The sequence below is a fragment of the Methylobacterium oryzae genome (assembly GCF_036441375.1).
In the GTDB taxonomy this organism is placed as follows: Bacteria; Pseudomonadota; Alphaproteobacteria; order Rhizobiales; family Beijerinckiaceae; genus Methylobacterium; species Methylobacterium oryzae_A.
The window spans coordinates 554,283-578,825 of the sequence record NZ_MLCA01000014.1; the positions used below are offsets into that span (position 1 = coordinate 554,283).

The window sequence follows — 24,543 nt, forward strand, 5'->3', positions numbered from 1 at the left end:
TCAACGTTGTCAGTGTCGTCAACGTCGTCGACCCTAAAGGGGAGGGTGGGGCGCTGACGACGCCCCCACCCCTCGAGGGTCCTTGGGATCGGAATGCCCAGCGGCGGACAGAATGTCCGGGCACGAAGAAAAGCCCGCCCCGGCACTCATAGCTCATGAGACCGTGCCATGAAGCGACGATCGCCAGCCGGAACCGGCAAGCCGAGGAAAGCGAACGCTTGGTCATACTCGGCCGAGTTCCGCGCAATCGCCGACGCGGCGCTGCGGCGGTTCAACAGCCAACGCCACCTGCATCCGATCTGTGGCGCCAAGGCGAAGTCGACCGGTGAGCCCTGCCGGCAGATGCCTGCAAAAGGCCGGACGCGCTGTAAGTTGCACGGCGGCGCCACCCCGCGCGGAGACGGGGCAGCTGGCTGGCACACGCCGGGCTTCCCTGACGGCTTGCCCACGGGCAAGCCCCGCAGCGACGCACTAAAAGCGCGCAAGCGCCGGCAGCGCCGCGCAGTGATCGCGGCGATGACCGCAGACGAGCTGGCGCGGCTGGAGGCGTGGCGGCGTACCCACAAGCCGGGTGGAGCGCGCGAGCGGGCGCATGGGCGCGTCGCCCTCGAAGCACGTCGGTGGCTGGACTCGATCATGGCTGAGACGCCCACCGTGCCAACGCCGGAGATGGCCGAGCTCGACGCGCTGCGGGCGCAACTCCGTGCCCACCTCGCTCGCCTCGACGCCGAGGATGCCGCAGCAGTCGTCGAACCGGTCCCGGATGCACCGCTGGTCGGTGGGCTGTTCGACTGAGCCTATGAACGGACAGGCTCAGGGGACAGTGTAGTGGGGGAGGGCGGCGTCAAACGCGCCCGCAGGCGCGCCACGGCCGTCGGCGTCCAGGTGCCGCTCCCTCGCGGGGTCGGCACGTTCGCGGCCCTCAGCGCTCGCGCTAGGGCGTTTAGCGGAGCGGTGCCGTCGGGGTCGAGCTGCGCCAGGATAGGCGCCAGCGCTGCAGCTCGCATGTCGGCCTTGCTCCTGGCAACGGCGCGGGCAGTTGCGGCGTCCTCGGCCGTGCCGGCCCGCCCGCGGAAGCCGCCGAGCACGCGGCCGCGCGCTTTGGCGGCTGCGAGCGCCGCCTTGGTTCGTGCCGAGATCATCCGGCGCTCCTCCTCGGCGACCACGGCCATAATTCCCACGGTCATCCGGTTGGCCGCGGGCATGTCGCAGGCGACGAAGTCGACGCCGGCCTTGTGCAGGCCCAGCAGAAAGTGCGCGTCGCGAGCGAGACGGTCGAGCTTGGCGACGAGCAGGACGGCGCGGTGGGCCCGGCACAGCGCCAGCGCCCGAGCCAGTTCCGGTCGATCACTTTTAGCACCGCTCTCGATCTCGACGACCTCGGCGATTAGCGTCCAGGCGCCGCCGTTCAGATAGTCGGTGACGGCTGCACGTTGCGCCTCCAGCCCGAGCCCGGATCGGCCCTGACGATCAGTGCTGACGCGCAGGTACGAGATGAAGCGGCCATGGGTCATCGAATGACCGTATCATTCTATGCAACGGACGTTGCTCAGAATGATACAGCACGACTCGATGTCAATGATGCTTGAGTGAGCATTGCAGGGCCATCGATTGCCTTACCCCGAGGCCAGCCCCCGGCCCCCGGGTACACTCTCGTAGCGATCTGTCGGCGCTTGCCAAACGCCTGAACAAAATTACGCTCGTTGGAATGTTTCGGACAAATTGTCCGAGCCGTTGCATGCGTCCTCAGGACCCCAGTCGGCTGGCACACTCTGAAGGCGATACTCCTGAAAAGCAGACAGCCTCCTAGCGACCCAACCCGGCCGCCCGGACCGCCGTCGGCGCTTCTCCAAAGCGGCCGTTCGTCACCCCGCCGGCAACTTCGGCTTGGGATGACAATCGGACCGTGATCCTTGATCCCAAAGACAGATGCTGGAAATCGCCGTCTGTGGCGATTTCAGGTTCGTTCAGACGGGATGGGAGCAGAGGCGATCGCCTCCCGGCCGTTTGCATTCAACCCGCGAAACTTTCTCTCCGATGGCCTCGTAAGGGCCCACGCTGCCCCGTTCATCGGGGTTCGGACTGAAGGAAACACGATGCTCACTCAGAACACCGGCCGCCGCACAGCCCAGGCGCTCGCCCTGACCCTCGCGCTCAGCCTCGGAGCCAGCGGCGCGGCCTACGCCAAGAACCCGATGGTCGGCGGCGCGCCGATGTACGCCCAGAAGACCATCGTCGAGAACGCGGTCAACTCGAAGGATCACACCACCCTCGTCGCTGCCGTGAAGGCCGCGGGCCTCGTCGATACGCTGAACGGCCCGGGCCCGTTCACGGTGTTCGCGCCGACCAACGCCGCCTTCGCCAAGCTGCCGCCGGGCACGGTGGAAAGCCTCGTGCAGCCGCAGAACAAGGCGACGCTGACGAAGATCCTAACCTACCACGTGGTCCCGGGCGTCTACACCGCCAAGGACCTGATGGCGCTGGCCAAGAAGGGTGGTGGACAGGGCGTGCTGACCACCGTCGAGGGTGAGCCACTCGCCGTCGAGGTGCAGGGCAAGAAGGTTCTCGTCACCGACCAGAAGGGCAACACCGCCACGGTGACCATCCCGAACGTCATGCAGTCGAACGGCGTCATCCACGTCATCAACGCCGTGCTGATGCCGTAACGCGCAGTGCCCGCGGCCCGTGAGGGCTGCGGGCTTCGGAGGTGTGTGGCCTTTCGGATCACACGAGCGCTCGCAGGCGTACCCGCCGCGTCCGATCATTCGGCGATGAGCTTGCCGGTGTAGATCACCGGACCCGTGGGTTGGCCGCTCGGTGAGCCTCCGGGCGGCTCGACCGAGACCGCGATTACCCCGTCCGGTGCAGTGTCCTGCGGTAGCCTCACCTGACTTGGCGCCGCTCCGACGAGGCCGAGCGGCTTTGCCCCTCCTGCGCCGACGTACCACAATTCCAGACTCCGCCCGGCGGGCGCGTCGGCACCGACGGGTCTGACTTCTGCGAGGCCGGTCTGCGTGTCGACACGCACGATCAGTGCCGGCAGCGCCCCGCCTCCCTGCACGACAGCCAGATAGCGCCCTCCCGCCGGGGTTCGTGACGGGCCGATTGCCACGAACAGCGCGAGGCCCGCGGCGAGCAGGCCTGACCCTGCCGCGGCGATCCGCCAGTGCCTCACCTGCCGCCGCAGGTGGCGAAGTTCACCTCGCGCTACGTCGGTCGCGTCTGGCAGCGCGCGCAGTAGCGCCTCGCGGACCCGCTGAGGCGGTGCCACGGGTGGCACGGCCTCCATCAGCGGCGCCAGGCGCCGCTCCCACTCGCGGATGCGGCTGGCCGTGTCAGGGTCTTGACTCGCCTCGCGCTCCAGCGCCGCCCGCTCCCGCGCGTCGAGTGTCCCGAGGGCGTACTCGGCCGCGCGCATGTCATGCTCGGACGTCGGGTCCATGCCGGGCTGGCCGCTGCTGCTCACGAGACAGCCTCCAGGCAGGACTTGAGGCCTGCGAGTGACCGGTGCAGCCAAGTCTTGATGGTGTTGACCGGCCGGTCGAAGTGCCGCGCCAAATCCTCCCGAGATTGCCCTTCGCAATAGGCCAGCACGACGCAATCCCGGTACTTGGGGTCGAGACGGCCGAGGCAGGCCAGGAGGGCGTTCCGGTCCATGAAATCTGCCGCCCCATCGTGCGGATCGATCAGCCGCGCCACCCAATCCTCGCCGGTATCCAATTCCGGGCCCTGATGCTCGACCTTCCGCCTTACGCTGTCGATGGCGCGATTGCGGGCGACGGTGCAGAGCCACGGCAGCGGCGGCCCGGCCTCGGGCTTGTAGCTGCCCGCGGCCTGCCAGATGCGCATGTAGACGTCCTGCAGCACGTCCTCGGCCAAGCCACGGTCACGCTGGATACGCAGGATCAGGCCGTAAAGTTTCGGGCTCGTGAGATCGTAGAGTTCGGCCAGCCGATTTGCCTCTCCCCGGGCGATACCAGAGAGCAGTCGGTGCAGCGTGGCATCGTCGGCCAAGTTGGCTCCCTACAAACTCCCAGGCGCCTTCTATCGGACGCCCAACCGGATGCTGCTTTAACCCAAACTGCCTAGCCGTGACGATCCCTCACGCGCGATAGCCCCGCTAAGCGGGCCTCGAAGTGGCCGCTTTCAAAATCCTCGGAGCGGCGGCTGCGGAGAGGTCGCTGAGGGCGGGATGCGGAGGTTGACCGATCCCTCGCAAAGGGACTTTCCGCGGTCGACTAAACCTAGCCACTCGGACAACTATCAGCGCTTCTCAAAAGCAGCCGTTCGTCAAATTTCCGGCGACTTCGGCTCGGGTGGCAGCCGAACCTTGGCCTTTCGTCCCGAAGCAAACATTGAGCCTCCGGCCTGCGGCAGTCGCTGCCCGTAGTCCAAGCATGCGCCGAAGCAGACGTCGTCTGCGCTTGTCCGTTCCGACAGGGCGCATCCGTCCAAGGTACCAGATTAGCTCGGCGGCCCCCCGGTCTTGTCTACCAAATAATTTTGCTAAATCTGGTCGCTCGCAATCCGTATAATGGCCCAAATCCATCGCCGAATGCATCATTGTCAAGGTTACACATCGATGAAGGTGTCATTGATATTTTGATCTTTTCATTCAAGGCATGAAACTTTTCAACTTCAAGCCCCCTTCGGACGAGAAGATCTAAAGCAGGGGAATGAAAAAATACATTTATGTTAGGAGAAGTTCCATGAGGGCGCTGGTTTGGCACGGCACTGAGGACATCCGCTGCGATACGGTCCCGGACCCAAAGATCGAGGATGATCGCGACGCGATCATCAAGGTGACCGCCTGCGCAATCTGCGGCTCGGACCTCCACCTCTACGACCACTTCATGCCCGGCATGGAGAAGGGCGACGTCATGGGCCACGAGTTCATGGGCGAAGTCGTGGAGACCGGTAAAGGCGTTAACGGCGCGCTCAAGAAAGGCGAGCGCATCGTCGTGCCGTTCACGATCATCTGTGGCGAGTGCGACCAGTGCAAACGCGGCTTCTTTTCCGTCTGCGAACGCTCGAACCGCAACAAGGATATCGCCGATAAGGCTTTTGGCCACACCACCGCGGGACTGTTCGGGTACACCCACCTCACCGGCGGCTATCAGGGCGGGCAGGCCGAGTACGTTCGCGTGCCGTTCGCCGATAAGACACACATCAAGGTGCCAGAGAACCTGAGCGACGAACAGGTGCTGTTCCTCGGTGACATCTTCCCGACCGGCTGGCAGGCGGCGGTGCAGGCCGATATCCAGCCTACCGATACGGTCGCGATCTGGGGCGCTGGTCCCGTCGGCCAGATGACGCTGCGCTCCGCGCTGCTGCTCGGGGCGAAGCAGGTAGTCTGCATCGACAGCGTGCCCGAGCGCCTGGAGATGGCGCGCGCTGGCGGTGCCGTCACCATCGACAACAGCCAGGAAAGCACGGTCGAGCGGCTGAACGAACTCACGGGCGGCAAAGGCCCGGAGAAGTGCATCGATGCCGTCGGCATGGAGGCGCATTCGCCGCGCGCGCTCGAACACGCCTACGACCGCGTCAAGCAGGCGGTGATGCTAGAGAGTGACCGTGCTTCGGTGCTGCGCGAGATGATCTACGTCTGCCGTCCCGCCGGCATCCTCTCGATCCCGGGCGTCTATGGCGGGCTTATCGACAAGGTGCCGATGGGAGCCCTCATGAACAAGGGACTGACCATCCGCACGGGGCAGACCCACGTGAACCGATGGACCGACGACCTCGTCAAGCGCATCGACGATGGGCAGATCGACCCGTCCTTCGTCATCACCCACCGGGCCAAGCTCGATCAAGGTCCCGAGATGTACAAGACCTTCCGCGACAAGAAGGACAACTGCATCAAGGTCGTGCTCAGACCTTAGGTGGTTCCGCGGCCCGTCGCGCTGTGGCGGGCCTGCTCACTTCGCTCCCTATTGCAGCGAGGAAATCAGCATGTCCGAGGCTATGTCACAACGCCATCAAAGCAGCGCTCCAGATCGCTCCGAGTTGCCGACCTATCTCGTTTCAGACCCGCGTCGCAGGCCAGATCCCGCAACCAGGGAACTCGCCCAAGGCTTAGGTTGGTTCTCGATCGGCCTCGGGGTGACCGAAGTGACGTGCGGCGCCGCCATTGCTCGCTGGCTTGGAATGCCGCGCTCGGCCCCAGTCATCCGAGCCTACGGCGTGCGCGAGATCCTACAGGGGGTCGGGATCTTGGGTGCAAGCGATCCGACCCCGTGGATCTCCGCACGTGTGGCTGGAGACGCGCTCGATATCGCGACGGTGCTGCCTGGGCTTGAGGGCCATAACCCGCACAAGGACAACGTGCTGATAGCGCTTGTGGTATTGGCCGGCGTCACCGCAGTCGACGTGATCTGTGCGCGGGGCCTCGCGGAAGCCCCCCTTGCTCCGTCCGAGAAAGTCCGAAGCGATTTCCGCCGCCGCAGCGGCTTCCGCCGTCGCGCCGAGGCGATGCGGGGCGCGGCACGCGGCTTCAAACCGCCGCCCGACATCATCGGCCCAGAAGCGATGCGTCCTTGGAAACCAACCAACGCCTGAGGTCGGAAGGATGGCTGGCGTGATCCTGCCCGTCCTCGAACAGGCATCGGGCGTGTTCGTCATGGGCCTCGTCCTCGCCGACATCTTCCTGACGGTCCTCTACGCTCGCATCGGGACAGGCCTGATCGCGGACAGGGTCGCCCATCTCACCTGGGCGATCTTCCGCGCCGCCGCCGATGCGGTCGGGCAGAAGCGGGGCGCCATTCTGTCCTTCTGCGGTCCGGTCATCCTCATCGTCTACGTCCTGTTTTGGGCCTTGGGGCTGACCCTCGGAGCCGGCCTGATCATCCATCCAGCGCTCGGTGTGGCGGTTCGGACAAGCAGCGGCGAGACGCCGGCCGACTTCATGACCGCCCTCTATGCGGGCGGCAGCAGCATGGCGATCGTGGGGGCCAGCGACTTCAAACCTGTCACCGACAGCTACCGCGTCCTCTATCTCGTGAACTCCCTCGTCGGCATGTCGGCGACGTCGCTGGTCCTGACCTACGTCATGCAGGTCTACAGCGCGCTTCGGCAGCGCAATGCTCTTGGGCTGAAGCTGCATCTCCTGACGGGTGAGAGCGCCGATGCAGCCGAGTTCCTGGCGCGTCTCGGGCCACAGGGTCAATTTAGTTCAGGCTACACCCACTTGGCCGACCTGGCGGCGTCCTTGTCCGAGATGAAGGAGGTGCATCATTTCTATCCCGTGTTGTTCTACTTCCGCTTCCGTCAGCCCTTTTATTCGGTCTCGGCACAGGTCTTCGTCGCCCTCGACACGGTGTCGCTGATCCGCAGCGGGATCGGAGGCCGTCAGGCAGCATGGCTGAAGGAGGCTGCCGCCGTCGACGCGATCTGGCGCGTCGCCATGCTGCTCGTGGTCACGCTTGAAACGACATTCTTACCCGGAGATATGCCCACGCCAGCGGACGTCAGCAGAGCCGAGAGCGAGGCGTGGCGCACCCGCTTTGCAGAAGCTGTCAGGCAGCTCTCTTCAGCTGGGATCGAGGCGATGCCCAACGAGGCAGGCGCCGAGATTTATCTCGCGCAACGGGCACGATGGCAGCCACACATCGCGCGACTGGCACCCTCGATGGCGTACCACATCGACGAACTGAGACCCGGCGGCGACAATCGCCGATGATATGTTCTCTCCCTGTAAGCGCGCGTAGACGATGTCCGCTTCGATGCATCCGCCGTCCAGAAGTGGAAGGGGGGAAAATCACCCACCTGAGACGTTTACGCAGGTGAACTGCGGTGGCCGGGACTGGCCGAAACCGGTCCGTCTGCTTCGGAGCAGCTCCACCGCAAAAGCTGGCGGCCACTTACCCACCCAAACCGAGCAGGACACTCGGTAGGGTACCTTCAATCTGACAACGCCCGCGGCCGCCAGCAGGTGCCTGCTACCGGATACTCACATCGCTAGTCCCTAAGCTCGCCCCGTACTCGCGGCGATCACCGGCTATTTTTACCGAACAAAGAGTGTGCGGGTGGCGTTGATGTACGGCCCCAAACTCGGGACCATTGAGGAAACGCCTATGCGCACGAAGATGTACGGCCTTGCTGCCGCGCTTGCCATTGCTCTGACCGGAACAGCCTATGCCCAGCAGCCAGCCGGCGGCGGTAGCGCTACGGGCAACATGAATAACCCGGGTTCTGTGAAGAGCGAAGGGCAAAAGGCGGCCGAAGAGACGACAGGTACCAGCACCCGCTCACCCGCAGCTGGCGCCGCAGCTGTGCCCGGAACCGGCACCGCGCGTCCTGGCGTCGGTGCAGGCGGGAGCACCACCGCACCTGCGCGGTAAAGACCGCGAGATTACCCGCACCACATACTCTGTAAGTTTACGGCAGAGCCGCTTCGAAGGCGGCCCTGCTGTCGCCGCGGATCATGCATTAGTTGCAGGCATAACTGCAGCCGCTTGGGCCTGCTGCCGACCCAACAAAGCCGTTCCCGGCGCGTCGCGCTCTGCCTGAAAGCATCCAATCAATACGCCCTAAAATTCAGGACGCATCACAAGTGCCATCGCCGTGCGCTGCCTGATAATCGCGAGGCGACAAGCCAAAGCGTCTCCTAAAACTCCGATTGAACGTAGGTACATCAGTGAAGCCGCACGCATAGGCAACTGTAGAGATTTTCATCCTCTCATTCCCAGGCGCCGCCAAGGACCGCTGCACCAGATCAAGACGCGCATCGCGGATTGCTGCTGCGATGCCGCCGGTTTCTACAAGAGCTCGATACAACGATGTTCGAGAGACCCCGAGAGCGATGGAAATAGCAGCTGGGTCTAGTTCGGGATCTCGAAGGTGGCGGATGATATACGCTTGGGTCAGCGAGGCAATTGTTGCGTGCGGGAGAGGTCTCTCCCGTGAAGATGCGGAAGCATCAATGGCGCGGCCTATCAGGTGCAAGGTTCCTTCGATCGCGGCCTGCGCTTCACATTCTGTCATCCAGCCCAGCGACGACGCCAGTCTTTGAAAATTCGCCCGGGCTTCAGCTGTCGTAGGATGCTCGCTGATGGAGTGGCCTGCCAGCGCATCGACGCTGCCGACTAGGCTTTCGAAGGTTGCTCGTGGCACAGCAAGCCGGATCTCCTCGTATGGGGTCTGGGTGCCTGTCACTAAGGGCCGACTCCTTGTTAGGAAGCTCAGATCACCAGCAACGAGGCGGCCTCCACGATCGAGCTGCGTCTGGTAGCCGAGCCCAACCAAACCCAGCCGGATGACCACCATATCCTGCGCGTTCCGGTCGATGTGGCGCGACCTGATCTCTAACGAAACCGGACTGCTGACCGTATGCAAAAGTATACAATCGCCAATTGTTACGGTGAGGCGCTTGGCGGAGAACGGCTCCCGAGGCCTTATTGGTTCAACATCACCAAATCCAGCCAACGCACTGTAGCGCCAGAACTCGAAGGCACGCTTCTCATCGATGTGGGCAGTTGTTTCGATTAGAGTTGGCACAACCAATAAATTCGACACGCAGAACTCTTTGCCGAGATTTGACGGTTCCTAGATAGGCTCATGCGCCCAATTGCTCGGATCTCCGTCGGTTCCGAGTCCAATCGAGACATCGGATTAAAACAGCGTGTTTTTTCTGCTCGGGAGTGAAGTTGCGCGCCAAGGTGTAGCGGCTGCTGGAGCCCGGCTGTCGAACGGCCACTGCACTCAAATATGACTGACGAGACAGCCAGGGGTTTGCAAGCCGTAGGCCAAACGGCGACGTCTGCTTCGATGCGTGAGCCGCTCAAGAGCGGACTGGCCGAAATCCACCCCGAGCGGTAATTCCGCTTGCGACCCGACACAGTCGTAGGAACCGCCATCAGCGCTTCCCGTAAGCGGCCATTTGTCGGCCGTCCGGCAACATCGCGGTGCTTGATCGTTATGGCCGTGCCTGGGCTGGAATAGACACCATCAACGCGGACTTGAGCCCGTCGATGAAGCGACGCACGCGCGGCGGCATGTGCTGCCGGGTCGGGAGAACCGCCCAGATGGCCAAACGCTCCGGCTCGGCGTCGTCGAGCGTGACCGTCTTGAGCGTGCCGTCGGCGAGGTTCTGTGCCACGTCCCAGTAGGTCAGCAACGCGAGGCCGGCGCCCGCGACGCATGCGGCGTGCACCGTATCGACGCTGCTGGCCCCGAGCCTGCCCATGATGCGCTTGGCGACCGGATGTCCGGCCTGGCTGAACGTCCATGCGTCCATCGCGTGCAGCGTCAGGCAGGCGTGCGCATCGAGGTCCGCGAGACGCCTGGGGCATCCATGCGCCGCGAGGTAGGCCGGCGCGGCGCACAGGATGCGCGGGTTGTCCGCGACCCGCACGGCGACCAGCTCCGAGGCCGGCAGAGTCGCTACCCTGATCGCCACGTCGATCCCCGCGGCCACGATGTCCACGATCCCGTCCGAGAAGCTCAGGTCCACCTTGAGGCGTGGGTTCTCCGCCATCAGCCGGACGACCAGGGGCACGGCGAGGGCCCGCCCGATGCGGTGGGGCGCGGTCACGCGCAGGACCCCGCTTAAGCCCTCGTGCTGTTCGGAGAAGGCCGCCGTGGCGGCCTCCCGGGCGTCCAGCATCGTCCGGGCGAGCGGCAGGAACGTCTCGCCGTCCGCCGTCAGGGCGACCGAGCGCGTGGTGCGGTGGATCAGGCGCACCCCGAGCTCGTGTTCCAGCGCCGCCAAGCGCCGGCTGACCGCCATCGGGGACAGTCCCGCCTGCCGCCCAGCGGCCGAGAGGCTGCCGGTCGTGACGATGGCGCAGAACAGGGCCACATCCTGGAGGTTCATCGGCTTATCAATGGACGATGAAATGCTTATCGTCCATCTCGGCTACTGAACGACCGGCCCGGCGGATACCTTGCTGTCAGACGAGCAGCGAAAGCAGATCGGGAGCCGCACATGAGCACGGACGCAAACAGCCTTTTCACCGCCACCGATATAGCCGGCATGACGCTCCGTAACCGCTTCGCGGTCGCCCCGATGACGCGTGTGAGCGCCAACGAGGACGGCACCGCCACCGGGACGATGACCCGCTACTACGAGCGGTTCGCCCGTGGCGGCTTCGGGCTCGTCGTCACCGAGGGCATCTACACGGACCAGGCGTTCGCCCAGGGCTACCTCAACCAACCGGGCATCACCGACGAGGATCAGACGCAGGCGTGGCGGCCGGTGGTGGAGGCCGTGCACGGGCATGGCGCACGCTTCTTCGCGCAGCTCATGCATGCGGGTGCGATCAGCCAGGGCAACCGTTTTCGCAATGTCGCCGCGGGACCTTCGGCCGTGCAGCCGAAGGGGCACCAGATGGAGTTCTACCGCGGAAAGGGCGCCTACCCGATGCCCGCAGCCATGACCGAGGAACAGATCGCGGACGCAATCGAGGGCTTCGCCGCGTCGGCGGCACGGGCGGTCGCGGCCGGGTTCGACGGCGTCGAGATCCACGGCGCGAACGGTTACCTCATCGACCAGTTCCTGACCGATTACGCGAACCGGCGTGGCGACCGGTGGGGCGGCGACACCCGCCGGCGCACCACGCTCGTGCGGTCCGTGTTCGAGGCCGTGCGGGCCAGGGTCGGGGCCGAGGTGCCCGTCGGCGTGCGCATCTCCCAGGGCAAGGTCAACGATTTCACCCACAAGTGGGCAGGGGGCGACCAGGACGCCGAGGCCATCTTCGGCACGCTGGCCGAGGTCGAAGCCAGCTACGTCCACGTCACCGAGCACAAGGCTTGGGAGCCGGCCTTCGAGGGCGGCCGCGGCAGCCTCGTCGCCCTGGCCCGCCGCTACGCACCGCATGTCCCGCTGATCGCCAACGGCGGCGTGGGGGATGTGGCGCGGGCGCGGGAGGTCATGGCCGCGGGGGCGGACATCGTGGCGCTCGGCAAGGTCGCGCTCGCGAACCCGGACTTCCCGAACCGCGTCCGGGCCGAGCGGGAGGTGGCCGCGTTCGACCCCGCCATCCTCGGGCCGATCGCCAACATCAAGCCGGGCGAACTGGCCGCCTGAGGGGCGCCGGCGCGCCGACCGGCCTCCTGCGCAGGCCCCGACGAACGTGGAGCATGAACCATGAGCGATAACCTCGGCACGGCAACCGTGACGCCCGCCCGCACGAAGATCCGCGTGTGGATCGACTTCGTCTGTCCGTACTGCCTCCTGGGGGAGCAAGTCATCCGGGCCGCCAGCGACGGGCTCGACGTCGACATCGTCTGGATGCCGTTCGAGCTGCGCCCCCACCCGACCCCGACGCTGCGGCCGGAGGACGACTACCTGCCCGCGGCCTGGAAGCAGGGCGTCTACCCCGCGGCGGAACGGTTGGGCGTCCCGATGCGCCTTCCGACCATCTCGCCTCAGCCGTACACCCGCAAGGCCTTCCTCGGCCTCCAGTACGCCGTCGAGCAGGGGCAGGGAGACGCCTACGTCGACGCGGTCCTGCGCGCCTTCTTCCAGGAGGACCGCGACATCGGCGACACCGACGTGCTCAAGGCGATCATCGGGGGGCTCGGCCTTGATCCCGCAGCCCTCGACGCGGTGCTCGCCTCCCCGCTCCACGGGGAGCGCCACGACGCGGCGCTGCGGCAGGCACAGGAGGCCGGCATCCGCGCCGTCCCGTCGGTCGCGGTCGGCGACCGGCTGTATTCGGGCACCCCGCAGCCCGAGGCGCTGCGCGCCGAGATCCTGCGCCAACTCAGGTAGTACGCCGCGGCGGCCGGAAACCGGGGCCGTCCCGCATCAGGGAGAGGAATCGCATCATGGCAAAGGAAATACTGGTCGGCTTCGGCATCGACGTCGACGCCGTGGCGGGTTGGCTCGGTTCCTACGGGGGCGACGATTCCCCGGACGACATCTCGCGGGGACTGTTTGCCGGCGAGGTCGGAGCGCCGCGCCTGCTCAAGCTCTTCGACAGGTGGGGCATCAAGACCACCTGGTTCATCCCGGGCCACTCGGCCGAGACGTTCCCGAAGGAGATGAAGGCCGTGGCCGATGCCGGCCACGAGATCGGCATCCACGGGTACTCGCACGAGAACCCGATAGCCATGACCCCGGAGCAGGAGGAAGAGGTCCTCGACAAGTGCATCGCCTTGATCGAGGACCTGTCGGGGCGGCGCCCGACCGGCTACGTGGCGCCGTGGTGGGAGTTCTCCAACGTCACGAACGAGCTTCTGCTCAAGAAGGGCATCAAGTACGACCACTCGTTGATGCACAACGACTTCACGCCCTACTACGTGCGGGTCGGCGACACGTGGACGAAGATCGACTACGCGGGCAAGCCGTCCGATTGGATGCGCCCCCTTGAGCGGGGCGAGGAGACCGACCTAATCGAGATCCCGGCGAACTGGTACCTCGACGACCTGCCGCCGATGATGTTCATCAAGAAGTCCCCGAACAGCCACGGCTTCGTCAACCCACGGCACCTCGAAGAGATGTGGCGCGACCAGTTCGACTGGGTCTACCGGGAGATGGACTACGCGGTGTTCCCGATCACCATCCACCCCGACGTCTCCGGGCGCCCGCAGGTGCTCCTGATGCTGGAGCGGCTCTACGAGCACATGAAGGGGCACGCGGGGGTGCGTTTCGTGACCATGGACGAGATGGCGGACGACTTCGCGCGGCGCCATCCCCGCCGCAAATGAACCACGGCCGGGCCGGACCCGTCCGCCCGGCCCGGTGACGGGAGGCTACGCGCGATGTGCTCACTCTGCGGCGTTCTCGGATGCGACGACCACTGGACGAGCGCGGTGGCCCGGCCGGGCGTCTACACACGCAACACCGATAGGATCGCCCGACGGCGCGAGGCGGCGCGTCGCCTGGCCGTCGCCAACGCCCTTCTCTCCACGCGGCGCCTACGTCTCTCCGAGTGGCAGGGGCAGTCCTACGTCCTGGCCTCGCCGACCGGCAACACCCAGGTCTTCGATGCCCTCTCGCATCTCTGGTCCGAGGCGGGGGCGCTGGCGGGACGTCCGTTCGACCCGCTCGATCCCGAATTCATCGCGTCCGTCGAGGCCATCCGATGAGCGGGCCGACACCCGTCCATCTCCTCACGGGGTTCCTTGGCTCGGGCAAGACGACGCTCCTGCGCCGCATGCTCGCTGATCCCGCGATGGCCGGGGCTGCTGTGCTCGTCAACGAGTTCGGCGAGATCGGGCTCGACCACGAGCTGCTGGAGCGCGTCGACGACACCGTCGTCCTTCTGAAGTCGGGCTGCCTCTGCTGCACCGTGCGCGGGGAACTCGCGGAAGCCTTGCTCACCCTGCACTCACGACGCGCCCGCGGCGAGGTGCCGTTCTTCGACCGCGTGGCAATCGAGACCACGGGCATGGCCGACCCCTATCCGGCTCTGTCGACGATCCGGTCTCATCCGGTGCTGCGCAGCCACTACCGCAACGCCGGCGTCGTGACGACGGTCGACGCGGTGAACGCCCCGGGCCTGCTCGACACGCGCTTGGAGGCCCTGCGTCAGATCGGGGCGGCGGACCTGCTGGTGCTGACCAAGACCGACCTGGCCCCGCCTGGCAGGGTGGCGGACCTGGTCGCCCGATTGGCGGCGGTCAACCCGTCCGCCCGGGTCCTGACGGCGCCCGAGGCCACCGCGGAGGACTTCCTCGCTGAGGCAGGCGACACGCCGGCCGCACCTGCCGACGCGCTTCCGCATCACCGTGACGGGAACTTCCGTGCCGAGACGCCCGTGACTTCCTTCTCCCTGGAGATTGAGGAACCCGTCGACTGGACGGGGTTCGGCCTGTGGCTGACCATGCTCCTCGACCGGCACGGGGAGAACGTCTTCCGCGTGAAGGGCATCCTGAACCTGCAGGACGAGGAGCGCCCGGTGGCCGTGCACGGCGTCCAGCGTCTGGTCCACTCGCCAGTCCATCTGGAGCGCTGGCCGGACGGGCGCAGGGCGTCGCGCCTCGTCTTCATCGTCCATGGACTGGACCACGCGAGGATCGAGGCCTCTTTCCGCGCCTTCGACGCGATGTCCCGCCGGGTCACTGCCCGCGGAAGCGTTGCTTGAGCGAAAGCCCTCGCGAGCGAGCGCGACGGCAGTGTCTGCTTCTGCCAACTCCCACCCCGAAGCGGACCGGCGGAAACCCACCCATCTGAGACGTTCACCTGGGTGGTCAGAGTCGGCCGATCTTGGCCGAAAGCGGAATGGCTGCTCGTGGGTTTCTCGGACGAATAAGCGGACGCCGATGATGATGAGGTACGCCAAAGCGGCGGAGCATCCTTTGTTGAGCCTGCCCTTTGAGCTGCAGACCTCGTTAGAGCTGTGCTCCAAGTTCAGACGAAAGGCGTTCACCCGCCTCTCGGAGGCGCGGCTTAAGAGTTTCAGCTTGCTCTACCGTTAGCCGAGACGCCGGACCTGACAGCGCGAGGGCGCCGATCAGTCGCTGCTCGGTTCCGAACACCGGCATCGCGATCGAAGCGACGTGAGGGTCGGTGATACCGGAGGAGTAGAGCGGGACCTCAACTGCCGAACTTTCCGAAGACCTCCGGTCGCTGAAAGTCTTCAAAACCTGGGCAATGGCCGATTGGTCCATCGGCCGCATGTCGCCGGGGCGGACATTCATCCGCAGCGGTGACGGCGAGTCCGCCCGGAACAGGCATAGCCGCTGGTTGCCTCGGCGGATGTAGAACGAGGCCGTCTCCAGCGACTCGGCCGCGAGCCGTTCCAGCACGGGGACGATCCGCTCCTCCAGGGCGAAGGATTGCTGGTAGACCGAGCCGATCCGCGCCGCCTCGACGCCGAGGCGGTAGCGACCGTCATCCAGGCGCTCGATCAGGTCGAACTTCTCCAGCGAGATGCACAGCCGCATGATCGTGCTCTTCACGAGCGACGTGCGGCGGGCGAGCTCGGAGAGTTCGAGGGCATCGTCCCCCCGGCGGAACGCGGTCAGCACGGTCAGCACCCGGTCGGCCGAGGCCACTCCTTCGAGATTGGGCCGCGCGCGCACCTCCTTCGCCATCTCTTCGCACTCGATCCGGTTTTGCGACGTTCGGGATGCGCGATCCATAGCCATCCGCCCGCCACTCACCAAGCCGTGACGCCGCCGCGCCCACGGCATCGTTGACATCTCTCATCGATTGCGCGAGATAAAACGAAACGCCGTTTCAAAAATGGCGACTCGGGAGCGGACGTCATGGCGCAAGGGCACCACACCCAAGCTCCGGCCCACGCGGTCGACGAGCGAAACCTCCATCGCAAGATGATGCGGCGCATCCTGCCGTTTCTGTTCGTGTGCTACGTGGTCAGCTACCTGGACCGCGTGAATGTCGGCTTCGCCGCGCTCACGATGAACGCGCACATCGGGCTCACCGCGACGTCCTTCGGTATCGGCGCGGGGCTGTTTTTCCTCGGCTACTTCCTCGCCGAGATCCCAAGCAACCTGATCATGATGCGCGTCGGAGCCCGGCTCTGGATCGCGCGGATCATGATCACCTGGGGCCTCGTCTCGGCGGCGACCGCCTTCGTGACCGGCCCGATCCAGTTCGGCATCGCGCGGTTCCTCCTCGGCCTCGGCGAGGCGGGCTTCGTGCCCGGCGTCTTCCTCTATCTCAGCCTGTGGTTCCCCTCCGCGGTACGGGCGCGGGCGACCGCGCTGTTCCTCCTCGGCATCCCGGTCGCCAACATCATCGGCTCGCCGATCTCCGGGGCGCTGGTGCAGGTCGAGGGCTTCGGCCTCGCCGGATGGCAGTGGCTCCTCATCCTCGAGGCCCTGCCGGCGGTCCTCCTCGGCATCGTCTGCCTCTTCGTCCTCACGGACCGGCCCGAGAAGGCACGATGGCTCACGCGCGCCGAGCGCGACGTCCTCATCGCCACGCTTGCGGCGGAGAAGGCGGCGATCGAGAAGAAGCATCCGATGACGCTGGCCCAGGCGCTGCGGAACTGGCGGGTGCTGACGCTGACGGCGGTCAACTTCTGCGCCATTATCGGCTCGCTGGGCATCGGCCTGTGGCTGCCGCAGATCATCAAGCAGCTCGGGCTCGCGACCTCGCTCGTCGGGGTCGTGACTGCCGTCCCCTACCTCTGCGGCGCTGTGGCGATGGTGGTGTGGGGCCGCCTGTCCGACCGGGGCCGCGACCGGACGATCTACCCGGCCATCTCCCTGTTTGTGGGCGCCGCCGCGCTGGTTGCGAGCGCCCTGACTCCGACGCCGCTCCTCACCATCGCGGCACTATGCGTCGCGGTGATGGGCATCAACTCCTTCGTGGCGACCTTCTGGGCCGTGCCCTCGGGCTTCCTCACCGGACGCGCGGCGGCGGGCGGGATCGCGATGATCGTCTCGATCGGCAATCTCGGCGGCTTCGCCGGCCCCTACCTGATCGGCCTCGTGCGCGACCTCTCGGGCGGGTTCACCGCGCCGCTCCTCATGGTCGGAGGCATCCTGCTCCTCGGCGCGCTGACGATGCTGGCCTTCGGCCGGCAGGTCCGCCGGGCTGCGCTGCCGGCCGCGCTCCCGGCCTGACCGCGATGATCCCGCGCCTCTCGTCCGGCCCCCGGGTGCCGTCCCTGACCGCGGCCTTCTGCGCCGAGCTGCGCGCGCGGGGCTTCGCGGGCGACCTGACGATGGCCGAGGCCGACCGCACCGTGCTCGCCACGGACAATTCAATCTACCAGATCACGCCGCAGGCCATCGCCTTCCCGCGCGACCGCGACGACCTCGTGCGCATCGCGACCCTGCTCGCCGAGGAGCGGTTCGCCACGGTGCGGATCGCCCCCCGCGGCGGCGGGACCGGGACCAACGGCCAGTCCCTCACGGACGGGATCGTGGTTGATCTCTCGCGGCACATGAACCGCATCCTCGCCATCGACCCGGTGCGCCGCACGGCGCGGGTCGAGGCGGGTGTGGTGAAGGACCAGCTCAACGCGGCCCTGGCCGAGCACGGCCTGTTCTTCGCCCCCGAACTGTCGACCTCGAACCGCGCCACCATCGGCGGGATGATCTCGACCGACGCCTGCGGCCAGGGCTCCTGCCTCTACGGCAAGACCCGCGACCACGTGCGCGCCCTCACCACGGTGCTGGCCGACGGGACGGTCTGGCACTCCGAACCCCTCGACGACGACAGGCTCGCGGCCGCGCAGGCCCGGCAGGACCTCGCGGGGGCCATCCACCGGGAGGTGGACAAGCTTCAGCGCGAGAACGCCGCGCTGATCGACAAAACGTTCCCGCCGCTGAACCGCTGCCTCACCGGTTACGACCTCGCCCATCTGCGCCGCGCGGACGGCCGCTTCGACCTCAACGCCGTGCTGTGCGGCTCGGAGGGGACGCTGGGCCTCCTTGCGGAGGCGACGCTCAACGTCCTGCCGCTGCCGAGCCACGTGGCGCTGGTGAACCTCCGCTACGACAGTTTCGACGCGGCCCTGCGAGACGCGCGGACCCTCGTGGTCTTCGGCGCGGCCTCGGTCGAGACGGTCGATTCCAAGGTACTGGGGCTCGCCCAGGAGGACCCGATCTGGGAGCGCGTCGCCGCCTACTTCCCGGAGGATGCGGGCGAGCGGGCACGGGGCGTCAACCTGATCGAGTTCGTCGGCGACGGCGAAGGTGCGGTCGAGGCCGCGCTCGCCCGTCTGACGGCGGCCCTGGACGAGGCCGGTCGCACCCATGGCCGACGCGGCTACACGGTGGCCCGGGGCGAGGCGGAGGTCGGTCGCCTCTGGGCGATGCGCAAGAAGGCGGTTGGCCTGCTGGGCAACACCAAGGGTGACCGGCGGCCCATCGCCTTCGTGGAAGACACCGCCGTCCCACCGGAGCACCTCGCCGATTACATTGCTGAGTTCCGCGCCGCCCTCGACCGGCGCGGTCTCGATTACGGCATGTTCGGCCATGTGGATGCCGGCGTGCTCCATGTCCGCCCGGCCATCGACATGAAGGCCCCCGGCGCCGAGGCGCTGGTCCGAGCGGTGACGGAGGACGTCGTCGCCCTGACCCAGCATTATGGCGGGCTGCTCTGGGGCGAGCACGGCAAGGGCGTGCGCTCCGAGTTCTCCCCCCGGTACTTCGGCCCGCTCTACCCGGTTCTCCAGGCGGTGAAGGCAGCCTTCGACCCGCGCAACCAGTTCAATCCCGGCAAGATCGCTGCCCCCGAGGGCGCTCTGCTCCTGACGGTCGACGGCGTGCCGACCAAGGGGTCGCGGGATCGCGCGATCCCCGAGCATGTCCGGGCGGGCTACGACGAGGCGCTCCATTGCAATGGCAACGGCGCCTGCTTCAGCTGGGCCCCGGACGAGGCGATGTGCCCGTCCTGGAAGGGCACCCGCGAGCGGCGGCACTCGCCCAAGGGCCGAGCCCAGCTGATGCGCGAGTGGCTGCGCCGGCTGGCCGTCGAGGGCCGCGACCCGCTTAGCGAGGCGGAGCGCCTACGCGCCCAGCCGGGCTGGCGCGCCTTCCCGGCCCGCCTCGCCGCGACCCTGCGGCGGCGGGAGGACTTCTCTCACGAGGTCCACGAGGCGATGGCCGGCTGCCTCGCCTGCAAGTCCTGCACGGGGCAATGCCCGATCAAGGTCGACGTGCCGACCTTCCGGGCGAAGTTTCTCGAACTCTACCACGGCCGCTACCTGCGGCCCCTGCGCCACCACGCCGTCGCCGCCCTTGAGGCCGCCGTGCCACTGCTGACCAAGGCGCCCCGGCTCGTGAATGCCGCGACGTCCCTCGGGCTCTCGCGCGCGGTCGGCCTCGTCCATGTGCCGAAGCTGTCGGGCCTCGACCTAAGCGCGGAACTGAAGCGGCGGGGCGTGGCGATGGCCGACGCGCGAGCCTTAAGCCACCTTCCGGAGGCCGAGCGCCTGGCGAGCGTCATCGTCGTGCAGGACGCCTTCACCAGCCACTACGACACGCCCGTCCTCCTCGCCCTCCTCGACCTGCTGGGCGCGCTCGGGCTGCGGCCCTGGCTCGCGCCGTACCGCCCCAACGGCAAGCCGCTGCATGTCCACGGCTTCCTCGGCCGGTTCGGGCGTCTGGCGGCGGCCAATGCCGACGACCTGGGCCGGTTCGCTGCGACCGGCATCGATCTCGTCGGCCTCGACCCGTCGATGACGCTCACCTACCGCTCCGAGTACCGGCAGGCCCTGCCGGGGCGGGACCTGCCGCAGGTCCACCTCGTCCAGGAATGGCTCGCCGGCCGCCTCGACCGGGTCGCTCCGGCCTCCGCGGCCGAGCCGTACTGGTTGTTGCCCCACTGCACCGAGCGGGCGACGGCGCAGCCTGCACTCGCCGATTGGACACGCGTCTTCGCCGCCCTGGGGTTGCGCCTGTCGGTGCTGCCGTCCGGCTGCTGCGGCATGGCCGGGACCTACGGCCACGAGGCCGAGCACCGGGCGATGTCGGAGCGGATCTACGGCCTAAGCTGGGCCGGGCACGTCGCCGGACAGGGCCGGTCCGGCCGCCTCCTCGCCGACGGCTATTCCTGCCGCTCGCAGGTGAAGCTCATCGACGGCCTGCGCCTGCCGCACCCCGTCGAGATCCTCCGCGACCATCTCGCCGCCAGCCCGCGTCAGGGCCGGCGGATCATCAGCCTCACCGCATAGACCTTCAGGAGCACACCATGGCAGATCGCATGCAATTCCGGCTTGGCCTCGTCGGCTACGGCGAGATCGGCAGCACGCTCGGCGCGGGCCTGCGCGGCGCCGGCCTGGAATCGATCGCCTGCTACGACAAGTACGCCTTCGACGGCCCCTACGCGGACCTCATCCAGGCGCGGGCGAAAGAGGCGGGCGTCACCCTCGTCCGCTCGAACGCGGAGCTCGCCGAGGCCGCCGACCTGATCGCCAGCGTCACGCCCGGCGCGTCCTCCCTGGAGAGCGCCGACGCCTTCGCCCCGGTGCTCACGACCCGCCACACCTTCCTCGACTTCGCCTCGGCCACGCCGAAGATCAAGCAGGGCGTCGCGAGCAAGCTCGAGGCGACCGGCGCGCTGCTGGGCGACTGCTCCATCGAAGGGACCCCGCTGCATGGCTACTCTATGCGGATGCTGTCGAGCGGCCCGGCCGGTGAGCGGGTCTGCGAGCTGCTGAACCCCTGGGGTATGCAAATCGCCTACACCGGCCCGGTGCTCGGCACCGCCTCGGGGATCAAGATCATTCGCTCGGTCCTGATCAAGGGGATCGAGGCGCTGACCGACGAGATGCTGCTCGCCGCCCATCAGTACGGGATCGACGAGATCGTCCTCGCCTCGGCTTCCAAGACCCTCGCCCGACCGTGGATGGACACGGTCCAGAGCCTGACCCCGTCGGGGGTGATCCACGCCAAGCGCCGGGCCGAGGAGCTGGAGATGTCGGCCGACGCCGTCGCCGATGCCGGGGTCGAGCCGATCATGGCTCGCGCCATCGCCCAGCGCCTGCGCTGGAAGGCCAGCCTCGGCCTCAAGGATCACTTCAAGGGCGTCGTCCCCCGGACCTACCAGGAGGCCCTGGAGGCCATGGTGCTCAAGGCCGGTCTCAAGCCCAACGCCTGACGCCCCACTCACCCCCCGCACTGAAGGACAAGAACCCATGGCCATCGGCTTCAAGATCCACCCGCGCACCCGTACGGTCGACCCCGCCACCGTCGAGAAGTTCAAGGCGATCGCGGTCGCCAACATCAGCGACTCGATGAGCCGCATGAGTCACGGCGGCGCGCGGATCCGCCCGCTGCATGCCGGTGGCGTACTCTGCGGCGTTGCCTTGACCGTGCGGGCGCGCCCCGGCGACAACCTGATGATCCACGCGGCCCTCAACCGCGCCAAGGCCGGTGACGTCCTCGTCGTCGATGGCGACGGCGACCTGACGAACGCCCTGATGGGCGAACTCATGCTTTCCCACGCGCAGCAGATCGGCGTGGCCGGCGTCGTCCTGAACGGCGCGGTGCGCGACTACGGCTGGATCCGTCAGAACGCGTTCCCCGTCTACGCCGCCGGCGTCACCCATCGTGGCCCCTACAAGAACGGGCCGGGCGAGATGAACACCACCATCGCCATCGAGGGCATGGTGATCGAGCCCGGCGACCTGATCGTCGGCGACGACGACGGCGTCGTCTGCGTGCCCTTCGACCAGACCGAGGCGGTCTTCGCCGCAGCCGACAAGAAGCAGCAGGGCGAGGCCAAGACCATGGCGGCCATCAAGGCCGGCGCCGTCGACCGCTCCTGGGTCGAGCGTGCCCTCGCGGAGGCCGGCTGCGAGGGGATCTAACCTCCAGGCCGCAGGATCACGAGGCTCAAGCACGACGAACGTCGGACGGGCCGCATCTCACACCGATGGGAGGATGGAACGTGAGCGTCTTCGAACAAGACATGCACGCGCTTGAGAAAGCGACGATGCGTCGTGTGATCCTGCGGCTCGTGCCGTTCCTGATGGTCTGCTACTTCTGCGCCCTGCTCGACCGGGTGAACGTGGGCTTCGCCGCCCTGCAGATGAACAAGGATCTCGGGCTGACCCCGGCCATGTTCGGCTTCGCGGCGAGCCTGTTCTTCGTCTCGTACTTCCTGGTCGAGGTGCCGAGCAACCTCGCCCTGCAGAAGGTCGGGGCGCGCCGCTGGATCGCCCGGATCATGATCACCTGGGGCTTCGTCACGATGGGCATGGCCCTCGTGACAGGTCCCCATTCCCTCTACGTGATGCGCTTCATCCTGGGCGCGGCGGAGGCCGGATTCTTCCCCGGGGCGATCCTCTACCTGACCTACTGGCTGCCGAGCGAATACCGGGCGCGGATCCTGGCGACCTTCACGGTCTCGATCCCGCTAGCGACCTTCCTCGGCTCGCCCCTGTCGGTGACGCTCCTCGAACTCGACGGGCTGCTCGGCCTCAAGGGCTGGCAATGGCTGTTCGTACTGGAGGGCCTGCCCACCGTCTGCCTCGGCATCGCCTGCCTGTTCGTCCTGACGGACAGGCCCCGCGATGCGCGATGGCTTCGCGACGAAGAGAGCGCGTGGCTCGTCGGGCGCCTCGATGAGGAGGCGGCACGGCGCAAGCCGATCGGCCACATCTCGCTCTGGCAGCTCGCCCGCAACAAGTACTTCCTGACGATGGCCCTCGTCTGCGCGGGGGCCTCGGCGACGGGCAGCGTGCTCTCGGTCTGGCAGCCGCAGATGATCAAGTCCTTCGGCCTGACGAACCTGCAGACCGGCTTCGTCAACGCGATCCCCTACGGCATCGCCACGGTGCTGATGGTGCTCTGGGGCCGCCACTCCGACCGCCGGGGCGAGCGGCGCTGGCATACGGCGATCCCGCTGCTGCTCGCCGCCTTCGGCCTGTCGTACCTCAACCTCACCGGCGGCATCGCCACGGCCGTCATGGCCGTGACCTTCGCCCTGGTCGGCGCCTACTCGTTCAAGGGGCCGTTCTGGGCGCTCTCCGCCGGCTGGCTCTCGCCGGGGACGCTGGCGGCCGGTCTCGCCGGGATCAACGCCATCGCCAATCTGATCGGGGGCGGCCTGATGGTGAACGTGGTCGGCCTCGTGAAGGACGCGACCGGCAGCTTCGCCCTCGGGATGCTCCCCGTCGCCGCGCTGGATGCCGCCGCCGCGATCAGCGTGATCCTGATCAGCCGCGCCCATGCCCGCGAGGCACACGCGGCGGCGCAGCCTGCCTGAGCCACCTCCCACGCTCCCGCACCGAGGCCACGCGATGTCGTTCTTCGCTCCCCCGCCGGCCGTGACGGCCGAAATCTTCACGCGCCTGCCCGACCGTTTCCGGAAGGTCCGGCCGACCGCATGGGCGAACGCCAACCGAGGCGGTCACGCCATCGACTCCTTCCTGGAAGGCCCCGTCTTCGACCGGGCCGGCCGCCTCTACGTGACGGACATCCCCTTCGGCCGGATCTTCCGCATCGACCGAGCCGGCGAATGGGAGCTCGTCGCCGAATATGACGGCTGGCCGAACGGGATGAAGATCCACCAGGACGGGCGGATCTTCATCACCTGCTACAAGCGCGGCCTGATGCTCCTCGATCCCGACACGGGGGCGGTGACGCCGTTCCTGGAAACGGCGGGCTCTGAGGGGTTCCGCGGGGTCAACGACCTGACCTTCGCGAAGAACGGCGACCTCTACTTCACCGACCAGGGCCAGACCGGGCTGCAGGACCCGACCGGCCGGGTCTACCGCCTGCGCCCCTCCGGCGAGCTGACCTGCCTCGTGGACACGATCCCGAGCCCGAACGGCATCGTCATCGACGATGCGATGGGCAGCCTGTTCATAGCCGTGACCCGCGCGCAAGCCATCTGGCGCATCCCCCTGAACGCCAGCGGCCTCGTCGCGAAGGTCGGCGTGTTCGCGCAGCTGCACGGCGGCCTCGGCGGCCCAGACGGCATCGCGCTCGATGCCGAGGGTTGCCTGATCGTCGCCCATACCGGGTTCGGGTCGATCTGGCGCCTGTCGCCGGTCGCCGAGCCGCTGCTGCGGGTGAAGTCTCCCGCCGGGATCTCGACCACCAACGTCGCCTATGGCGGCCCGGACGGGGCGACCCTGTTCATCACCGAATCCCAGACCGGCAGCATCCTCACCGCGCGGATGCCGGTCCCCGGCCAGACCCTCTTCTCGCACCACTGAACGGACCGGA

The 24,543-nt window shown here is 67.2% G+C and carries 22 protein-coding genes; 16 read left to right on the plus strand and 6 right to left on the minus strand.

Features of this window, described 5'->3' with window-relative positions:
• The first annotated feature begins 168 nt into the window (after window positions 1-168).
• The gene (locus MOTC310_RS26255) at window positions 169-795 is read left to right on the plus strand and encodes an HGGxSTG domain-containing protein (protein WP_331303869.1); all 627 of its coding nucleotides are present in this window, start codon (window positions 169-171) and stop codon (window positions 793-795) included.
• Between the two features lie 2 nt (window positions 796-797).
• On the opposite strand, the gene MOTC310_RS26260 is transcribed toward MOTC310_RS26255, so the two are convergent.
• Window positions 798-1,514 (minus strand): recombinase family protein, encoded by a 717-nt coding sequence (locus tag MOTC310_RS26260; RefSeq protein WP_132367946.1) that lies wholly within the window; start codon window positions 1,512-1,514, stop codon window positions 798-800.
• A gap of 582 nt (window positions 1,515-2,096) precedes the next feature.
• Here MOTC310_RS26260 and MOTC310_RS26265 point away from each other — a divergent pair.
• Entirely contained in the window at window positions 2,097-2,666 is a 570-nt protein-coding gene (locus MOTC310_RS26265) for a fasciclin domain-containing protein (protein ID WP_024831186.1), read from the plus strand.
• Between the two features lie 95 nt (window positions 2,667-2,761).
• Here the strand turns inward: MOTC310_RS26265 and MOTC310_RS26270 are convergent, their stop codons facing one another.
• Both MOTC310_RS26270 and MOTC310_RS26275 read right to left on the minus strand, forming a co-directional pair.
• Window positions 2,762-3,466, minus strand: a complete 705-nt coding sequence (locus MOTC310_RS26270) for an anti-sigma factor (RefSeq protein ID WP_331303870.1) — start codon at window positions 3,464-3,466, stop codon at window positions 2,762-2,764.
• The gene (locus tag MOTC310_RS26275) at window positions 3,463-4,014 is read right to left on the minus strand and encodes an RNA polymerase sigma factor (RefSeq protein WP_331303871.1); all 552 of its coding nucleotides are present in this window, start codon (window positions 4,012-4,014) and stop codon (window positions 3,463-3,465) included. Before MOTC310_RS26275 ends, MOTC310_RS26270 begins: the two co-directional genes overlap by 4 nt.
• 695 nt (window positions 4,015-4,709) lie before the next feature.
• On the opposite strand from MOTC310_RS26275, the gene MOTC310_RS26280 reads away from it, so the two are divergent.
• From MOTC310_RS26280 to MOTC310_RS26290, 3 genes are all read left to right on the plus strand, one after another.
• On the plus strand, window positions 4,710-5,882 hold the full coding sequence (locus MOTC310_RS26280) for a zinc-dependent alcohol dehydrogenase (protein WP_331303872.1): 1,173 nt from the start codon (window positions 4,710-4,712) through the stop codon (window positions 5,880-5,882).
• A gap of 70 nt (window positions 5,883-5,952) precedes the next feature.
• Window positions 5,953-6,558 (plus strand): cyclase dehydrase, encoded by a 606-nt coding sequence (locus MOTC310_RS26285; RefSeq protein WP_331303873.1) that lies wholly within the window; start codon window positions 5,953-5,955, stop codon window positions 6,556-6,558.
• Window positions 6,559-6,580: 22 nt separating this feature from the next.
• Entirely contained in the window at window positions 6,581-7,678 is a 1,098-nt protein-coding gene (locus tag MOTC310_RS26290; RefSeq protein WP_331304117.1) for a two pore domain potassium channel family protein, read from the plus strand.
• Between the two features lie 857 nt (window positions 7,679-8,535).
• Here the strand turns inward: MOTC310_RS26290 and MOTC310_RS26295 are convergent.
• Complete coding sequence (locus MOTC310_RS26295; RefSeq protein ID WP_331303874.1) at window positions 8,536-9,513, minus strand: helix-turn-helix domain-containing protein; 978 nt, start codon at window positions 9,511-9,513, stop codon at window positions 8,536-8,538.
• A 400-nt stretch (window positions 9,514-9,913) separates the two neighbouring features.
• Window positions 9,914-10,813, minus strand: a complete 900-nt coding sequence (locus tag MOTC310_RS26300; RefSeq protein WP_331303875.1) for a LysR family transcriptional regulator — start codon at window positions 10,811-10,813, stop codon at window positions 9,914-9,916.
• A 111-nt stretch (window positions 10,814-10,924) separates the two neighbouring features.
• Here MOTC310_RS26300 and MOTC310_RS26305 point away from each other — a divergent pair, with 111 nt between their 5' ends.
• The 5 genes from MOTC310_RS26305 to MOTC310_RS26325 are packed head-to-tail and all read left to right on the plus strand — an operon-like array spanning window position 10,925 to window position 15,029.
• Complete coding sequence (locus MOTC310_RS26305) at window positions 10,925-12,025, plus strand: NADH:flavin oxidoreductase (RefSeq protein WP_331303876.1); 1,101 nt, start codon at window positions 10,925-10,927, stop codon at window positions 12,023-12,025.
• Window positions 12,026-12,085: 60 nt separating this feature from the next.
• Entirely contained in the window at window positions 12,086-12,712 is a 627-nt protein-coding gene (locus MOTC310_RS26310; RefSeq protein ID WP_331303877.1) for a DsbA family oxidoreductase, read from the plus strand.
• A 56-nt stretch (window positions 12,713-12,768) separates the two neighbouring features.
• On the plus strand, window positions 12,769-13,650 hold the full coding sequence (locus MOTC310_RS26315; RefSeq protein WP_331303878.1) for a polysaccharide deacetylase family protein: 882 nt from the start codon (window positions 12,769-12,771) through the stop codon (window positions 13,648-13,650).
• Between the two features lie 54 nt (window positions 13,651-13,704).
• A complete protein-coding gene (locus MOTC310_RS26320) occupies window positions 13,705-14,031 on the plus strand; it encodes a hypothetical protein (RefSeq protein ID WP_331303879.1) in 327 nt (108 codons plus the stop codon).
• Window positions 14,028-15,029, plus strand: a complete 1,002-nt coding sequence (locus MOTC310_RS26325) for a CobW family GTP-binding protein (protein WP_331303880.1) — start codon at window positions 14,028-14,030, stop codon at window positions 15,027-15,029. Before MOTC310_RS26320 ends, MOTC310_RS26325 begins: the two co-directional genes overlap by 4 nt.
• A gap of 247 nt (window positions 15,030-15,276) precedes the next feature.
• On the opposite strand, the gene MOTC310_RS26330 is transcribed toward MOTC310_RS26325, so the two are convergent.
• Window positions 15,277-15,981, minus strand: a complete 705-nt coding sequence (locus MOTC310_RS26330; RefSeq protein WP_331303881.1) for an IclR family transcriptional regulator — start codon at window positions 15,979-15,981, stop codon at window positions 15,277-15,279.
• A gap of 174 nt (window positions 15,982-16,155) precedes the next feature.
• Here MOTC310_RS26330 and MOTC310_RS26335 point away from each other — a divergent pair, with 174 nt between their 5' ends.
• The 6 genes from MOTC310_RS26335 (at window position 16,156) to MOTC310_RS26360 (ending at window position 24,533) form a co-directional block, all read left to right on the plus strand.
• Entirely contained in the window at window positions 16,156-17,481 is a 1,326-nt protein-coding gene (locus MOTC310_RS26335; protein ID WP_331303882.1) for an MFS transporter, read from the plus strand.
• A gap of 5 nt (window positions 17,482-17,486) precedes the next feature.
• Entirely contained in the window at window positions 17,487-20,540 is a 3,054-nt protein-coding gene (gene ydiJ, locus MOTC310_RS26340) for a D-2-hydroxyglutarate dehydrogenase YdiJ (protein WP_331303883.1), read from the plus strand.
• A gap of 17 nt (window positions 20,541-20,557) precedes the next feature.
• Complete coding sequence (locus MOTC310_RS26345; protein ID WP_331303884.1) at window positions 20,558-21,466, plus strand: DUF1932 domain-containing protein; 909 nt, start codon at window positions 20,558-20,560, stop codon at window positions 21,464-21,466.
• A gap of 37 nt (window positions 21,467-21,503) precedes the next feature.
• Window positions 21,504-22,178, plus strand: coding sequence for an RraA family protein (locus tag MOTC310_RS26350; protein ID WP_331303885.1), 675 nt, complete (start codon window positions 21,504-21,506; stop codon window positions 22,176-22,178).
• A gap of 125 nt (window positions 22,179-22,303) precedes the next feature.
• Entirely contained in the window at window positions 22,304-23,578 is a 1,275-nt protein-coding gene (locus tag MOTC310_RS26355; protein WP_331303886.1) for an MFS transporter, read from the plus strand.
• Between the two features lie 34 nt (window positions 23,579-23,612).
• Window positions 23,613-24,533 carry an SMP-30/gluconolactonase/LRE family protein gene (locus tag MOTC310_RS26360; protein ID WP_331303887.1) on the plus strand — a complete coding sequence of 307 codons (921 nt, stop codon included), beginning with the start codon at window positions 23,613-23,615 and terminating at the stop codon, window positions 24,531-24,533.
• The last annotated feature ends 10 nt before the right edge of the window (window positions 24,534-24,543 follow it).

Excerpts from the sequence above, each read along its gene's own strand:
- MOTC310_RS26255 (WP_331303869.1), top strand. The coding sequence starts at position 169 with ATGAAGCGACGATCGCCAGCCGGAACCGGCAAGCCGAGGAAAGCGAAC.
- MOTC310_RS26260 (WP_132367946.1), bottom strand. The coding sequence starts at position 1,514 with ATGACCCATGGCCGCTTCATCTCGTACCTGCGCGTCAGCACTGATCGT.
- MOTC310_RS26265 (WP_024831186.1), top strand. The coding sequence starts at position 2,097 with ATGCTCACTCAGAACACCGGCCGCCGCACAGCCCAGGCGCTCGCCCTG.
- MOTC310_RS26280 (WP_331303872.1), top strand. The coding sequence starts at position 4,710 with ATGAGGGCGCTGGTTTGGCACGGCACTGAGGACATCCGCTGCGATACG.
- MOTC310_RS26285 (WP_331303873.1), top strand. The coding sequence starts at position 5,953 with ATGTCCGAGGCTATGTCACAACGCCATCAAAGCAGCGCTCCAGATCGC.
- MOTC310_RS26300 (WP_331303875.1), bottom strand. The coding sequence starts at position 10,813 with ATGAACCTCCAGGATGTGGCCCTGTTCTGCGCCATCGTCACGACCGGC.
- MOTC310_RS26305 (WP_331303876.1), top strand. The coding sequence starts at position 10,925 with ATGAGCACGGACGCAAACAGCCTTTTCACCGCCACCGATATAGCCGGC.
- MOTC310_RS26310 (WP_331303877.1), top strand. The coding sequence starts at position 12,086 with ATGAGCGATAACCTCGGCACGGCAACCGTGACGCCCGCCCGCACGAAG.
- MOTC310_RS26315 (WP_331303878.1), top strand. The coding sequence starts at position 12,769 with ATGGCAAAGGAAATACTGGTCGGCTTCGGCATCGACGTCGACGCCGTG.
- MOTC310_RS26320 (WP_331303879.1), top strand. The coding sequence starts at position 13,705 with ATGTGCTCACTCTGCGGCGTTCTCGGATGCGACGACCACTGGACGAGC.
- MOTC310_RS26325 (WP_331303880.1), top strand. The coding sequence starts at position 14,028 with ATGAGCGGGCCGACACCCGTCCATCTCCTCACGGGGTTCCTTGGCTCG.
- MOTC310_RS26330 (WP_331303881.1), bottom strand. The coding sequence starts at position 15,981 with ATGGCGAAGGAGGTGCGCGCGCGGCCCAATCTCGAAGGAGTGGCCTCG.
- MOTC310_RS26335 (WP_331303882.1), top strand. The coding sequence starts at position 16,156 with ATGGCGCAAGGGCACCACACCCAAGCTCCGGCCCACGCGGTCGACGAG.
- ydiJ (WP_331303883.1), top strand. The coding sequence starts at position 17,487 with ATGATCCCGCGCCTCTCGTCCGGCCCCCGGGTGCCGTCCCTGACCGCG.
- MOTC310_RS26345 (WP_331303884.1), top strand. The coding sequence starts at position 20,558 with ATGGCAGATCGCATGCAATTCCGGCTTGGCCTCGTCGGCTACGGCGAG.
- MOTC310_RS26350 (WP_331303885.1), top strand. The coding sequence starts at position 21,504 with ATGGCCATCGGCTTCAAGATCCACCCGCGCACCCGTACGGTCGACCCC.
- MOTC310_RS26355 (WP_331303886.1), top strand. The coding sequence starts at position 22,304 with ATGCGTCGTGTGATCCTGCGGCTCGTGCCGTTCCTGATGGTCTGCTAC.
- MOTC310_RS26360 (WP_331303887.1), top strand. The coding sequence starts at position 23,613 with ATGTCGTTCTTCGCTCCCCCGCCGGCCGTGACGGCCGAAATCTTCACG.